Source organism: Arsenophonus sp. ENCA, assembly GCF_002287155.1.
Lineage (GTDB): Bacteria > Pseudomonadota > Gammaproteobacteria > Enterobacterales > Enterobacteriaceae > Arsenophonus > Arsenophonus nilaparvatae.
Window position 1 is genome coordinate 13392 of the sequence record NZ_NHNG01000481.1, and the last position, 14721, is coordinate 28112.

Sequence of the window (14721 nt, forward strand, 5' to 3'; positions counted from 1 at the left end):
GAGGCAACTAGGATGAATAAAGAAATTCTGGCTGTTGTGGAAGCGGTTTCTAATGAAAAATCGCTTCCTCGCGAAAAAATCTTTGAAGCGCTTGAAACCGCATTAGCAACAGCTACTAAGAAAAAATATGAACAAGAGATTTATGTTCGCGTTAATATTGATCGTAAAACGGGAGATTTTGATACATTTCGTCGTTGGTTGGTGGTTGAAGAAGTTACACTGCCGACACGGGAAATTACTTTAGATGCGGCAAAATTTGAAGACTCAGAGATTAATTTAGGCGATTATGTAGAGGATCAAATAGAGTCTGTCACCTTTGACCGCATTACCACTCAAACTGCAAAACAGGTTATTGTTCAAAAGGTACGTGAAGCTGAGAGAGCGATGGTTGTCGAGCAATTTCGTGAGCAGCAAGGTGAAATCATTACCGGGGTGGTAAAAAAAGTTAATCGTGAAAATATTACCTTGGATTTAGGTAATAATGCCGAAGCGGTAATTTTACGGGAAGATATGTTACCACGTGAAAACTTTCGACCAGGTGACCGTGTGCGTGGTGCATTGTATGATGTACGCCCAGAAGCGCGTGGAGCGCAGCTGTTTGTTAGCCGTTCTCGTCCTGAAATGTTAGTAGAATTATTTCGCATAGAAGTACCGGAAATCGGTGAAGAAATTATTGAAATTAAAGCCGCTGCTCGTGATCCAGGATCGCGGGCAAAAATTGCCGTAAAAACGAATGATAAACGCATCGATCCAGTAGGCGCTTGTGTTGGGATGCGTGGTGCAAGGGTGCAAGCAGTATCAAGCGAACTTGGAGGAGAGCGTATTGATATTGTTTTGTGGGATGATAATCCTGCACAATTTGTGATTAATGCGATGGCACCAGCTGACGTTGCCTCTATTGTCGTTGATGAAGATAAATGTACGATGGATGTTGCCGTTGAAAGTAGTAATTTGGCTCAGGCAATTGGCCGCAATGGACAAAATGTTCGCTTAGCTTCCCAGTTAATGAAAAAGCATCGTGGAGATGACAGATGGGAATTGAATGTAATGACCGCGGAAGAACTTGAAGCTAAACATCAAGCAGAGGCACATGCATCTATTGATTCTTTTGTTAAGCACCTTGATATTGATGAAGAATTCGCTACTGCTCTCGTTGAAGAAGGTTTTTCTACATTAGAAGAATTAGCTTATGTACCAATCAACGAACTATTAGAAATTGAAGGTCTTGATGAGACAACGATTGAAGTTTTGCGTGAAAGAGCGAAAGCAGCGCTGACGACATTAGAATTGGCTCAAAAAGAGAGTATGGGTGATAATCAGCCAACTGAGGATCTGTTAAATCTACCAGGTATGAATCATGCTTTAGCAATGAACCTAGCTGCTCATGGTATTTGTACATTGGAAGATCTTGCCGAACAGGGGATCGACGATCTGAGAGATATTGAAGAAGGGCTGAATGATGAACAGGCTGGTGAAATTATTATGGCTGCGCGCAATATTTGCTGGTTTGGCAACGATCCAAAATAATTTGTAGCAGGAAGGAACAGAATGGCAGATGAAACTGTAAAATCATTGGCAGCAGAGATTCAAACTTCAGTTGAACGCCTGGTACAGCAGTTTGCTGATGCAGGGATAAAGAAAACTGAAAATGATGCTGTTACTCAAAATGAAAAAGAAACTTTACTTGCATACTTAAATCGTGAAGATGGGACGACAGGTAACCAGACTGGCAAATTAACACTACAGCGAAAAACTCGCAGCACACTAAGTGTGCCGAGTACTGGCGGAAAAAGTAAATCAGTCAACATTGAGGTTCGTAAAAAGCGCACATATGTTGACCGCGATGCCTTGGAAAAAGCGAAAGCTGAAGAACAAGTGAAGCATGAAGCGGAAGAGCAAGCAAAGCGCGAAGCAGAAAAAAAAGCGAAACGTGAAGCTGAAGAGAAAAAAGCGAAGCGTGAAGCAGCTGAAAAAGCAAAGCGCGAAGCAGCGGAAAAAGAGAAAGTGAAACAAAGTAAAAATAATCCAAAAACAGCTAAATCCAGTCAAGATTCGGCTGCTTATACTGAAAAACAGCGTCGCGAAGCTGAGGCAGCAGAGCTTAAACGTAAAGCTGAAGAAGAGATGCGACGTAAGGTTGAAGCGGAAGCTAAACGCGTTGCCGAAGAAGCTCGTCGTATGGCAGAGGAAAACTCCAATCGTTGGAGTAGTAATGACGAAACGGAAGATAATGCAGATTATCATACTACGACTTCTCGTCATGCTCGTGAAGCAGAAGATGAAAATGATGCCCAAGAAGAAGGCCGTCGCGCCCGAAATCGAGCTGGAAAGGCTACTCGGCAGAAAAAAAATAATAAACATTCTAAAAAAGCTGATCGCGAAGAAGAGCGAGCGGTTGGTCGTACGAATAAAACCAAAGGTAAACAGAAAAAAACTAGTTCATTACAGCAAAGTTTTACAAAACCGGTTGCGGTTATTAACCGTGATGTTGTGATAGGCGAAACTATCTCGGTTGCTGAATTAGCGAATAAGATGGCAGTCAAAGGCTCACAAGTTGTCAAGACCATGATGAAAATGGGCGCTATGGTGACCATTAATCAGGTTGTTGATCAAGAAACAGCGCAACTTGTGGCAGAGGAAATGGGGCATAAAGTTATTTTACGGCGTGAAAATGAGCTGGAAGAAGCGATTTTAAATGATCGTGATACCGGTGAAGCAGTTGCAGAACCTCGGGCGCCAGTTGTAACCATCATGGGGCATGTTGACCATGGTAAAACTTCATTACTTGACTATATTCGTTCAACTAAAGTTGCATCGGGTGAAGCTGGCGGCATTACGCAGCACATAGGTGCCTATCATGTTGAAACAGATAAAGGCATGATTACCTTCTTAGATACACCAGGACATGCTGCATTTACTTCAATGCGTGCCCGCGGTGCTAAAGCAACGGATATTGTTGTTTTGGTCGTTGCGGCGGATGATGGTGTGATGCCTCAGACGATAGAAGCTATTCAGCATGCCAAGGCCGCTAATGTGCCAGTTGTCGTTGCAGTTAATAAAATTGATAAACACGAAGCTGATCCTGATCGCGTCAAAAATGAGCTGTCGCAATATGGTGTTGTGGCTGAAGAGTGGGGTGGCGAAAATCAATTTATCAATGTATCTGCCAAAAAAGGGACAGGGATTGATGAATTATTAGAAGCTATCTTATTACAAGCTGAAGTATTAGAACTCAAAGCGGTTCGTACTGGAATGGCAAGTGGTGTTGTTATCGAGTCTTATTTGGACAAAGGTCGCGGTTCGGTTGCGACGATTTTAGTTCAGGAAGGCACCCTTAATAAAGGTGACATTGTACTATGTGGTTTTGAGTATGGCCGTATTCGTGCAATGCGTAATGAATTAGGTGAAGATATTCAGTCTGCTGGGCCATCGATTCCGGTTGAAATTCTGGGGTTATCAAATGTACCTTCAGCAGGCGATGAAGCAACGGTTGTCCGTGATGAAAAGAAAGCGCGTGAGGTTGCACTTTATCGTCAAGGTAAATTCCGAGAAGTAAAATTGGCACGCCAGCAGAAGTCAAAACTAGAAAACATGTTTGCTAATATGGAAGATGGTAAGATTTCTGAGTTAAATATTGTATTAAAAACCGATGTACAAGGTAGCTGTGAAGCCATTACTGATTCGTTGCAAAAATTATCAACTGATGAAGTGAAAGTAAAAATTATTGGTTCAGGTGTGGGTGGTATTACAGAAACCGATGTTACATTGGCTGCTGCTTCTAATGCAATTATCATTGGTTTCAATGTCCGCGCTGATGCTGCAGCAAGACGCATTGTTGAAAGCGAAAATTTGGATCTACGCTATTACTCGGTTATTTATAGTCTTATCGATGAGATCAAACAGGCGATGAGTGGCATGTTGGCGCCTGAATATAAACAGCAAATTATCGGATTAGCCGAAGTCCGTGATGTGTTTAAATCACCTAAGTTTGGGGCCATTGCTGGTTGTATGGTTGTTGAAGGCATAATCAAGCGTAATAACCCTATCCGTGTATTGCGGGATAATGTGGTTATTTATGAAGGTGAGTTGGAATCATTACGTCGCTTTAAAGATGATGTCAACGAAGTACGCAATGGCATGGAGTGTGGTATTGGTGTGAAGAATTATAATGATGTACGTGTAGGTGATATGATAGAAGTATTTGAAATCATTGAAGTGAAACGTTCTATTGATAATTAATGCCTGCTTTATTGATGCTTATTAAAAGGCCATAACTGATGTTATGGCCTTTTAATTAAAGAGTTATAGATAACCATTTAGATCGGGTATATTGGTTATCGATTGTTGCGATGAGATTAATTCTATTATGATAAATAATAGTTAATATTTATTTTATATAAAAAAATCAAATAGATATAAGTATTGAATTTTATTTTTCTAATATATATATATCATAATAATTAATGGTCATTATATTTTAGTTTTACCCTTGTGAGGAGATATCATAATGGCAAGAGAGTTTGGTCGTGCTCAGCGTGTTGCCCAGGAAATACAAAAAGAGATCGCCATTATTCTTCATCGAGAAATTAAAGATCCACGTGTTAAAATGGCTACTGTCTCAGGGGTGGAAGTTTCTCGTGATTTGGCTTATGCCAAAGTGTTCGTGACTTTTTTAAACATATCAGCAAAAGAACATGAAACAGATATGGTTAAAAATGGTATTAAAGTATTGAATGGTGATATGGCGAAACATATTCGTTCTTTGTTGGGTAAAGCGATGGGTTTACGTATTGTTCCTGAATTAACTTTTTTTTATGATAGTTCTTTGGTGGAAGGTATGCGTATGTCTAATTTAGTTAGCAACGTGATCCGTGATGATGAAAAGCGCCGTCATACTACAAAAGATGATAAAGAGAGGAAGTAATGAGGCGTCGTCGTGGTCGTGAGGTTCACGGAGTATTGTTATTAGATAAACCGGCAGAACTTTCATCTAATGACGCTTTGCAGAAAGTACGTCGTTTATTTAATGCGAAAAAAGCCGGTCATACAGGAGCACTCGATCCTTTAGCAACCGGTATGTTACCGATTTGTTTGGGTGAAGCAACCAAATTTTCACAATTTTTGCTTGATTCTGATAAACGCTATCGGGTTATTGCTCGTTTAGGACAGCGTACTGATACTTCAGATGCGCATGGTAAAATAATTTGTCAACGCCCTATCGAAATAACACAGCTGCAACTTGATAAGGCATTAGATAAATTTCGTGGTAATTTAATCCAAATACCGTCTATGTATTCTGCGCTTAAGTATCAGGGTAAGCCACTCTATGAATATGCCCGTCAGGGGATTACTATTGAACGTGAAGGCCGGCCGATTACTGTTTATGATTTACAATTTGAGCGTTGGCAAGAGAATGAACTGGAATTAACAATTCATTGTTCTAAAGGAACTTATATACGAACTATTATTGATGATTTAGGTGAATTGTTGGGTTGTGGTGCTCATGTGATTTATCTAAGGCGCTTACAGGTAGCTAGTTATCCCAGTGAACGTATGGTAACAATAGAACAATTATATACGCTTAAGCAGCAAGTGGAATTAGGGACAACTTCTCTGGAAGCACAATTAGATCCTTTATTATTACCAATGGATACAGCAGTTAACCATTTTCCTGAAATCAATATTTCATCGATTGTTGCAAGCTATTTTAAACAAGGGCAAGCAGTTGTTGTTGCTAACCATCGGCTTTCCGAAGGTAATAAAGTTCGCGTAACAGAAGGTGATATGCATAAATTTATTGGTATTGCTGAGATCGATGAACAAAATAGGATAGCACCTCGTCGTTTAGTGGTGGAAAGTGTTTGATAGGATTTAGATGTAATCTTGCGTTATGATTAATTGAAGCGTAAAATAGGTGAGCATTTGTTCGGGAAGGCTGAATTAGAGATTGGCCTTCCTTATGTTTAATGGAAAATTTGGAGTTATTTATGTCTCTAAGTACTGAAGCGAAAGCGCAGATTATCTCAGACTATGGCCGTGATAAAAATGACACGGGTTCTAGTGAAGTTCAAGTTGCTCTATTGACTGCGGAGATTAATCATTTGCAAGGTCACTTTGCAGAGCACAAGAAAGATCACCACAGCCGTCGAGGGCTGTTGCGTATGGTTGCTCAGCGTCGTAAGCTATTGAACTATCTTAAGGGTAAAGATGTTGCTCGTTATACCACACTTATTGAGCGCTTAGGATTGCGTCGCTGATTAGTTGGTTTCAAAAGAAAAGGGGCCAGTAGGCCCCTTTTCTGCTAGAAAAGCGGAAAAAATTTTTAGAATTAGTTTACACTTACAAAATGATTTTAGGAAATAGATTTTTGTCAATTTATTTCTAAATAATGTGAGCTTCTTTAGCTACAATCGGTTCGCGCGGCTAATGAGAATACTGATATTCACAAAATAAGTAAAAATATTCAGTATTGTCATTAGTCGCGAGGATGTAGCAAGAAAGGAAATATTGGTGTTGTTATATAAATAAACAGCTATTAAAAGGGTATTATTTTGCTTAATCCTATTGTTCGTAAATTTCAATATGGCCAACATACCGTCACTATCGAAACGGGTATGATGGCGCGTCAAGCGACTGCTGCAGTTATGGTTAATATGGATGATACAGCCGTATTTGTCACTGTTGTTGGGCAGAAAAAAGTGAAAGAAGGGCAGGATTTCTTTCCATTGACAGTTAACTATCAGGAACGATCTTATGCTGCCGGCCGAATTCCTGGTAGTTTTTTTCGTCGTGAGGGTCGTCCAGGTGAAGGTGAAACACTGATAGCCCGGCTGATTGATCGTCCACTTCGTCCCCTGTTTCCAGAGGGATTTGTCAATGAAATACAGATTATTGCTACGGTTGTATCCATTAATCCGCAAGTGAATCCAGATATTGTTGCTATGATCGGCGCCTCTGCTGCATTATCTATATCGGGTATTCCATTTAATGGTCCAATTGGTGCGGCTCGTGTGGGTTATACTGATGACCAGTATGTTTTAAATCCCACCGTTGATGAATTGAAAAGCAGTCGCTTAGATTTAGTTGTCGCAGGTACGTCGAGTGCGGTACTAATGGTAGAGTCTGAAGCTGATTTATTGACGGAAGAGCAAATGCTTGGTGCGGTTGTTTTTGGTCACGAGCAACAGCAAATCGTGATTGATAATATTAATGCCTTGGCAGACGAAACAGGTAAAGAAAAATGGGACTGGCAGCCTGAAGCGATTAATGAAGAATTGCATAATCGTATTGCTCAATTAGCTGAACAGCGGTTAGGTGATGCTTATCGTATTACTGAAAAACAAGAACGTTACACTAACGTTGATGCAATTAAAGAAGATGTCGCTAATGCGCTTTTGGCAGAAAATGAATCTTTAGATGTTGCTGAGATAAACGACATTCTTTCCGGTTTAGAGAAAAAAGTTGTCCGTACTAGGGTATTAAAAGGTGAACCGAGGATTGATGGGCGAGAAAAAGACATGGTACGTGCACTTGATGTCCGTACGGGTGTATTACCTCGTACCCATGGTTCAGCGTTATTTACGCGTGGAGAAACGCAGGCGTTGGTCACGGCAACTCTTGGTACTGAACGTGATGCGCAAGTTATTGACGAGCTGATGGGTGAATATACCGGTCGTTTTCTATTCCATTATAATTTCCCTCCTTATTCAGTAGGTGAAACAGGCATGGTCGGTTCACCAAAAAGGCGTGAAATTGGCCATGGGCGTTTGGCTAAGCGTGGAGTATTGGCGGTGATGCCAAACCAGTCAGAGTTTCCCTATACTGTACGTGTAGTTTCTGAAATCACTGAATCTAATGGCTCTTCTTCTATGGCTTCCGTCTGTGGGGCATCACTAGCATTAATGGATGCCGGCGTTCCAATTAAGGCAGCGGTAGCAGGTATTGCAATGGGATTAGTGAAAGAAAACGATGATTTTGTTGTGCTTTCCGATATCTTGGGTGATGAAGATCATTTAGGCGATATGGATTTTAAAGTCGCGGGTAGTCGTGAAGGTATTAGTGCTCTACAAATGGATATCAAGATTGAGGGCATTACGCGTGAAATTATGCAAGTTGCGTTAAACAAGGCAAAAGGGGCTCGTTTACACATTTTAAGTGTTATGGAAGAGGCTATTAATGGCCCTCGTGAAGAGATTTCTGAGTTTGCGCCACGTATTCACACTATCCACATCAATCCTGATAAGATCAAAGATTTAATAGGTAAAGGTGGTTCTGTCATTAGAGCATTGACTGAAGAAACCGGTACTACGATTGAAATTGATGATGATGGTACCGTAAAAATTGCTGCAACCGATAGTTCTAAAGCAGAAGCGGCTATTCGTAGTATTGAAGATATTACCGCAGAAGTTGAAGTTGGTCGTATCTATCAGGGCAAAGTCACACGTATCGTTGACTTTGGTGCTTTTGTTGCCATTGGTGGTGGTAAAGAAGGGCTGGTGCATATCTCTCAGATAGCAGAAAAACGCGTTGAAAAAGTTACTGATTACTTACAGTTAGGTCAGGAAGTGCCAGTCAAAGTATTGGAAATTGATCGGCAGGGTCGTATTCGTCTTAGTATTAAAGAGGCGGTTTCTGCTGAAAAGCCGGCTGAAACAGAAACACAGATTTCTGCAGAATAATTTGACGTAAGGCTCGGTGTCCTGTAAAAAGAGCACCTACTCAGTTTTTTTAATAGCTGAGTCTCCGGTAATTGTGGGGATTGACGGGATATATTGATTAGTTTCTGTCTTTGGGAGAAGGAAATGAATTCTTTTCTGCGCTGGCTTTATACTGCTGTTATTGTTTTTATTGTCGGTTGCAGCAGTGAAAACTGGCGTAAAAATGAAGTCTTTGCTGTCCCATTGCAACCCACATTGCAACAAGAAGTAATATTGGCTCGTATGGAACAGATCCTTGCGAGCCGGTCTTTGTCCGATGATGAATATGCACAGCTTTTATATGAACGCGGTGTGTTGTATGATAGTCTCGGATTGAGGGCGTTAGCGCGAAATGATTTTACTATGGCGCTAGCTATACGTCCTGATATTCCGGAAGTTTTTAATTTTCTGGGAATATATTTTACACAGGCAGGCGATTTTGATGCAGCCTATGAAGCGTTTGATTCTGTTTTAGAGCTTGATCCAACTTACAATTTCGCGCGCATGAATCGGGGTATTGCACTGTATTATGGTGGGAGATATCGATTGGCGCAGGGTGATCTGCTGGCGTATTATCGACAAGATCCAAATGATCCTTTCCGCAGCTTATGGCTTTATTTAGTGGAGAAAGAGATAAAACCAAAAATGGCGCAAGCCAATTTGTTATCTCGTTATAACCAAGCGGAAAAAGGGCAATGGGGCTGGAATATAGTTGAATTCTATTTAGGTAAAATCAGTGAAAAAACATTGATGGTTCGTCTGAAAGAAAATTCAACAGATAACACTTCGCTCGCTGAGCATCTTAGTGAAACTAACTTCTATTTAGGTAAATATTACCTAAGTCTGGGGGATAATGATAACGCTATAGCGTTATTCAAGCTTACGGTAGCTAGCAATGCACATAGCTTTGTTGAGCACCGCTATGGTCTGTTGGAACTGGCTTTGTTAGGTCAGGCACAAGACGACCTTTCAGAATCAGGCTAACAGTAGCGACGAACATATCATCACTGCTTTTTTAAGTCTTCATCGATTGTGATGAGGGCTTGTTGTTCGTTTAATAACATAATTTGAGCCAGTTCACATTTTAAATGAAAATGACCGAAATTTTTTTCGCAGAGTTATGTAAACTGGCCGCCATAATAAATGAGGCACTTTTGCATGACTAATGAGACTGAAATCTCTTTTGCTGATTTAGGTTTATCAACACCGATTCTTTCTGCACTAAATGACCTTGGTTATGAAAAACCATCGCCAATCCAGCAGCAATGTATCCCCTATTTATTAGATGGGTGTGACGTATTAGGTATGGCACAAACCGGTAGTGGTAAAACCGCCGCTTTTAGTTTACCGCTATTACATAATATAGATATCACATTGAAAGCCCCTCAAATCTTAGTGTTGGCACCAACGCGTGAGTTAGCCGTACAAGTTGCGGAAGCCATGAGTGAGTTCTCCAAACACATGCGTTCAGTAAATGTAGTCGCACTTTATGGTGGGCAGCGTTACGATTCGCAACTACGCGCACTAAGGCAAGGCCCGCAAATTGTAGTAGGAACTCCGGGTCGCTTATTAGATCACTTGAAACGAGGGACGCTAAATTTATCCCATTTACGTGGCTTGGTTCTTGATGAAGCGGACGAAATGTTACGTATGGGGTTCATTGAAGACGTTGAAAATATCATGAGTCAGATCCCAACTGAGCATCAAACGGCACTATTTTCTGCCACAATGCCGGAAGCGATCCGTCGTATTACCCGTCGTTTTATGAAATCACCAAAAGAGATCAGCATTCAATCCAGTGTGACGACGCGTCCAGACATTACCCAAAGCTATTGGTCTGTCTATGGCATGCGTAAAAATGAAGCATTAGTTCGTTTTTTGGAGGCTGAAGATTTTGATGCAGCAATTATTTTTGTACGCACTAAAAATGCCACATTAGAGGTTGCTGAAGCGCTTGAACGTAGTGGCTATAATAGCTCGGCTCTAAATGGCGATATGAATCAAGCTCTACGTGAGCAAACTTTAGAGCGTTTGAAAGATGGCCGTCTTGATATATTAATTGCCACCGATGTCGCAGCACGTGGTCTAGATGTTGAACGTATTAGTTTAGTTGTTAATTATGACATACCGATGGATGCAGAATCTTATGTGCATCGAATTGGTCGTACCGGTCGAGCAGGTCGAGCTGGGCGTGCTATTTTGTTTGTCGATAATCGTGAACGTCGACTACTACGCAATATTGAACGTACCATGAAGCAGCCAATTGCCGAAGTTGAGTTACCAAGTTCTGCGCTTTTAAGTGAACGTCGCCAAGCTAAATTTGCTGAAAATATTCAAAAACAATTAGAAAGCGGTGATTTAGAAAAATATCGTGCATTACTGGCTAAATTAGTTGTTGATGATGATCTGGATATGGAAACCTTAGCTTCAGCACTATTAAAAATGGCGCAAGGTGATCGGCCGCTAATATTGCCACCTGATCCTGTTCGTCGTGCAAAACGTGAATTTAATTCACGTGATGAGCGTCGTCGCAGTAACGGCACTTCTGAACGTAGTCCGCGTCGTGAGCGTCGTGATGTCGGTGATATGGAATTGTACCGTATTGAAGTTGGTCGTGATGATGGCGTTGAAGTTCGCCACATTGTCGGTGCAATTGCTAACGAAGCAGATATTAGTAGTCGTTATATTGGTAATATTAAATTGTTTGCTTCACACTCAACAATAGAGTTACCAAAAGGTATGCCAAATGAATTACTTAATCATTTGACACGTACACGTATTTTGAATAAGCCAATGCAAATGCAATTGTTAGGTGAAGCACAACCGTTTGAACGTCGTGGTAACGGTGGGCAGCGTAATGGTGGTGAATTACGTGAGCGAGGACGTCGCTTTGGTAATGAACGTCGTAGTGAGCGTGAACAGTTCCGTGGTCGTAACGAAGGGAATAATAACGCTGGATTACGCCGTCGTAGCAATCACAATATCTAATGTAATAGGATTATTGTCCTATTTAGCACAAAAAGCTGAATTCAATTGAATTCAGCTTTTTGTTTATTAAAAGGTTATCAACCGAATTAGCATAATCCTAACGCCTCTTTAAAGACTTTCAGGTAGCGACGGCTGATCGGAATATGTTGACCATTACTTAATACCAGTTTTGCCTGATTATTTTCAGTAAAAGTAATTTCTTTTAGTTGGGCCATATTGATCAAATATTGGCGGTGGCAACGAACCAATGTGGTACGCATTTCAATAGTGCGTAGTGTCAGCTCGGTAAATCCTTCTTGATTTTTGTTATTCATAACATATACACCATTCATACGAGATCTAATGTAGAGCACTTCGCCAAGGGGTATCAACCAAATACGATTGTGGCCTACACAGGGAATGTATTTAAGGGAGATATTACTCGACAATTGTTCAATATTCTGTTTTTGCCGATAGTGATGTAACCGCTGAAGGGTTTTTGATAAACGGTTTTTTTCTAACGGTTTTAGCAAATAGTCAAAAACGTGCTCCTCAAAAGCTTGAATAGCGTATTCGTCGAAAGCGGTAACAAATATAATATAAGGCCGATGTTGCGGACCGAGCATTTGTACCATTTCAAGTCCTGTAATGCGAGGCATTTGAATATCAAGGAAAACAACATCCGGTTTTTTTATGATGAATAACCCTGAGCGCTTCAATGGCATTAGAGCATTCGCTAATAATATCAATATTGGTTTCCTGCTCTAATAGGTAACGTAAATTCTCGCGTGCAAGAGGTTCGTCATCAACAATTACAATCTTCATTGTTAAGCCGCCTGGTTTGTTACGTTAATATCGGGGATACACAGCCTGACACAAGTAAATTGCACGAGTTTCGCACCAATAAAAAAACGCTCTATTTTTAAGTTTAATTCAGCATGATATATAAATAGTCAAAACCTTATAAATCAAATACAACTTATTGTAATTTAAGAAAATTTATGTTTTTTAGTAACTTGCAGATTAATCATTGCTTTTAAGCCATTTTTAGAATTTTATATGCCTGTGCGAAACTCGTGAATTGTTCTGGTTGGCAGAAGATATTGATACCATATTGTTCACCGTAGTGGAGTTTCAGACGCTTATCTACCAGCTTTATGCCCAATCCATCATTTATTTCCGCAGGTTGATATAATCCTGCATTATCTTTAATTTCAATATAAATATGCCCATGTTGTCGAAAGGCACGAAGGCTAATTCGGCCAGTATTTAATAAATATGCGGTTCCATGTTTGATCGCATTTTCAACTAGGGGTTGTAGTGAAAACGTCGGTAATTTAGTGACTTGCAATTTTGGCGGGATCTGGATTTTAATTTGCAGATGCTCACCAAAACGCGCTTTTTCAATTTGTAAGTAAGTGTTTACATGTTCAATTTCGTCATACAATGTTGTTATCGTTTCAGGGCGTTTTAAATTTTTACGCAAGAAGTTAGAGAGTGAGTTTATCAGTTCAGTAGCTTGTTTGCGGTCGTTACGTATCACGGCTTGTAGTGTATTGAGTGCATTAAATAAAAAATGAGGATTAACTTGTGCATGAAGCAATTTTATTTCTGACTTTAACAAAGATTGTTTATTTCGTTCATATTGGCTGGATAGAGTTTGGGCGGATATGAGGCTGGCAATAGCCTCTCCTAAAGTAAGATTAATTGAACTAAATAATCGATTTTTCTTCTCATAAAGCTTAATGGTACCAATAACTTGTTGATTTTCTGCTCGTAAAGGGATCACTAAAACTGAACCAATTTTACAGTTGATACTCATTGAGCATTGATACGGTTCTTCATTTCCGTCTGCGTATACTACCTGATTATTTTTGATCGCACGCATTGTTGGTTTAGAAGTAAGTTTAGCGCCGGCAATATGATGATCAGAGCCAATGCCAAGAAAAGCGAGAATTTTTTCTGTATCAGTGATTGCAACCGCATCAATTTGTAATTGTTGATAAATAATATTAGCAACATGCATACTATTATGAGTATTAAATCCTTGGCGCAATATTCTTTCGGTATGAGCCGCAATTTTTAACGCTTGGGTAGAAAAGGCCGTGGTATATTTTTCAATAATAGCTCGCCTATCCAACAAAATACGAATAAATATCGCTGCACCAATGCTATTGCTAATAATCATCGGCAGGGCAATATTTTTAACCAGGGCGATAGCGTTAGCAAAGGGTTTTGTTAGTAATAAAATGATTAACATTTGCAGAATTACAACTAAAAAAGTCACACTGGCAGCAGTATAGGGATTAAACAGTTTGTTGATTTGCATCTGTTTTATGTAATAACGATGTACCAGTCCGCCAATTAAACCCTCCATAATCGTTGACAGCATGCAACTAGTTGCTGTTGCACCACCGAGTGAATAACGGTGTATTCCGCCGGTAATACCAACCAATATTCCTACACTGGGACCGCCGAGGAAACCGCTTAATACGGTACCGATGGCGCGAGTGTTAGGCCCATTCCCAGTCGAAACGCAACAAACCCATAAAACGTTATGCAGCCATTAGATGAGCTAAAAATACTTCATTTGGACACGAGTTTCGCAGTCTCTAAAAAAGAAGTATAAATTTAAAAACAAGAAAAAATCAGGATGTTCATATTTTGTCCGGTTATCCATGCATTAAAGATATCTATAAAATATTCTTGCAAGTAAGCAGTGTAAGATACTCTAGTTTGGCGTTATCAGAAGTCAGCCCATCGCCTTTATCTCATGACACGGTTAGCCGATGGTTAAAAAGTAGATGTTTCCGCCCTAAAGACCTATGGCGATTAGTTGAACCTTCTATAGACAAAAAAAGCCCTTGTGTACTAATTGCCGATGATACATTGATTGCCAAAACACGTAGTAGAAAAATAGAGATGGTTCATTAAACTAGTTGCTGAATAGAGACTTGCATTTTTTGTCACGCTATTGAGAATAAAAAGAGGTTTAACTTAGAGAATAAAGGTTTGAAATGATCAACAAAGAGCGGCTGTTACGAGATAATCGTTTATG

At 40.1% G+C, this 14721-nt stretch carries 10 protein-coding genes and 2 pseudogenes; 10 read left to right on the top strand and 2 right to left on the bottom strand.

Annotated elements, in window-relative coordinates:
* Positions 1-12 precede the first annotated feature (12 nt).
* The 9 genes from nusA (at position 13) to CBG25_RS12500 (ending at position 11684) form a co-directional block, all read left to right on the top strand.
* Positions 13-1527, top strand: coding sequence for a transcription termination factor NusA (gene nusA, locus CBG25_RS12465; RefSeq protein ID WP_290606980.1), 1515 nt, complete (start codon positions 13-15; stop codon positions 1525-1527).
* 21 nt (positions 1528-1548) lie between these two features.
* Positions 1549-4239 carry a translation initiation factor IF-2 gene (infB, locus tag CBG25_RS12470; protein ID WP_290606982.1) on the top strand — a complete coding sequence of 897 codons (2691 nt, stop codon included), beginning with the start codon at positions 1549-1551 and terminating at the stop codon, positions 4237-4239.
* A 268-nt stretch (positions 4240-4507) separates the two neighbouring features.
* Positions 4508-4924: a 30S ribosome-binding factor RbfA gene (rbfA, locus tag CBG25_RS12475; protein WP_290606984.1), complete on the top strand. Its 417-nt coding sequence runs from the start codon at positions 4508-4510 to the stop codon at positions 4922-4924.
* Positions 4924-5865 (top strand): tRNA pseudouridine(55) synthase TruB, encoded by a 942-nt coding sequence (gene truB, locus CBG25_RS12480; RefSeq protein WP_290606986.1) that lies wholly within the window; start codon positions 4924-4926, stop codon positions 5863-5865. The genes rbfA and truB overlap by 1 nt, the downstream gene beginning before the upstream one ends.
* A 122-nt stretch (positions 5866-5987) precedes the next feature.
* Positions 5988-6257 (top strand): 30S ribosomal protein S15, encoded by a 270-nt coding sequence (gene rpsO / locus CBG25_RS12485; protein WP_180817329.1) that lies wholly within the window; start codon positions 5988-5990, stop codon positions 6255-6257.
* 294 nt (positions 6258-6551) lie between these two features.
* Positions 6552-8678 (top strand): polyribonucleotide nucleotidyltransferase, encoded by a 2127-nt coding sequence (gene pnp / locus CBG25_RS12490; protein ID WP_290606990.1) that lies wholly within the window; start codon positions 6552-6554, stop codon positions 8676-8678.
* Between the two features lie 123 nt (positions 8679-8801).
* Positions 8802-9680: a lipoprotein NlpI gene (gene nlpI / locus CBG25_RS12495; RefSeq protein ID WP_290606992.1), complete on the top strand. Its 879-nt coding sequence runs from the start codon at positions 8802-8804 to the stop codon at positions 9678-9680.
* A 110-nt stretch (positions 9681-9790) separates the two neighbouring features.
* Positions 9791-9862: a protein YrbN gene (gene yrbN / locus CBG25_RS21440; RefSeq protein WP_366212778.1), complete on the top strand. Its 72-nt coding sequence runs from the start codon at positions 9791-9793 to the stop codon at positions 9860-9862.
* Entirely contained in the window at positions 9855-11684 is a 1830-nt protein-coding gene (locus tag CBG25_RS12500) for a DEAD/DEAH family ATP-dependent RNA helicase (protein ID WP_290606994.1), read from the top strand. The genes yrbN and CBG25_RS12500 overlap by 8 nt, the downstream gene beginning before the upstream one ends.
* An 86-nt stretch (positions 11685-11770) precedes the next feature.
* On the opposite strand, the pseudogene btsR reads toward CBG25_RS12500, so the two are convergent.
* Positions 11771-12488: pseudogene (btsR, locus tag CBG25_RS12505) on the bottom strand (two-component system response regulator BtsR).
* A gap of 211 nt (positions 12489-12699) precedes the next feature.
* Positions 12700-14178: pseudogene (locus CBG25_RS12510) on the bottom strand (sensor histidine kinase); the annotation flags it as partial.
* Positions 14179-14327: 149 nt separating this feature from the next.
* Here CBG25_RS12510 and CBG25_RS12515 point away from each other — a divergent pair.
* Positions 14328-14597 (top strand): hypothetical protein, encoded by a 270-nt coding sequence (locus tag CBG25_RS12515; RefSeq protein WP_290605691.1) that lies wholly within the window; start codon positions 14328-14330, stop codon positions 14595-14597.
* Positions 14598-14721 lie beyond the last annotated feature (124 nt).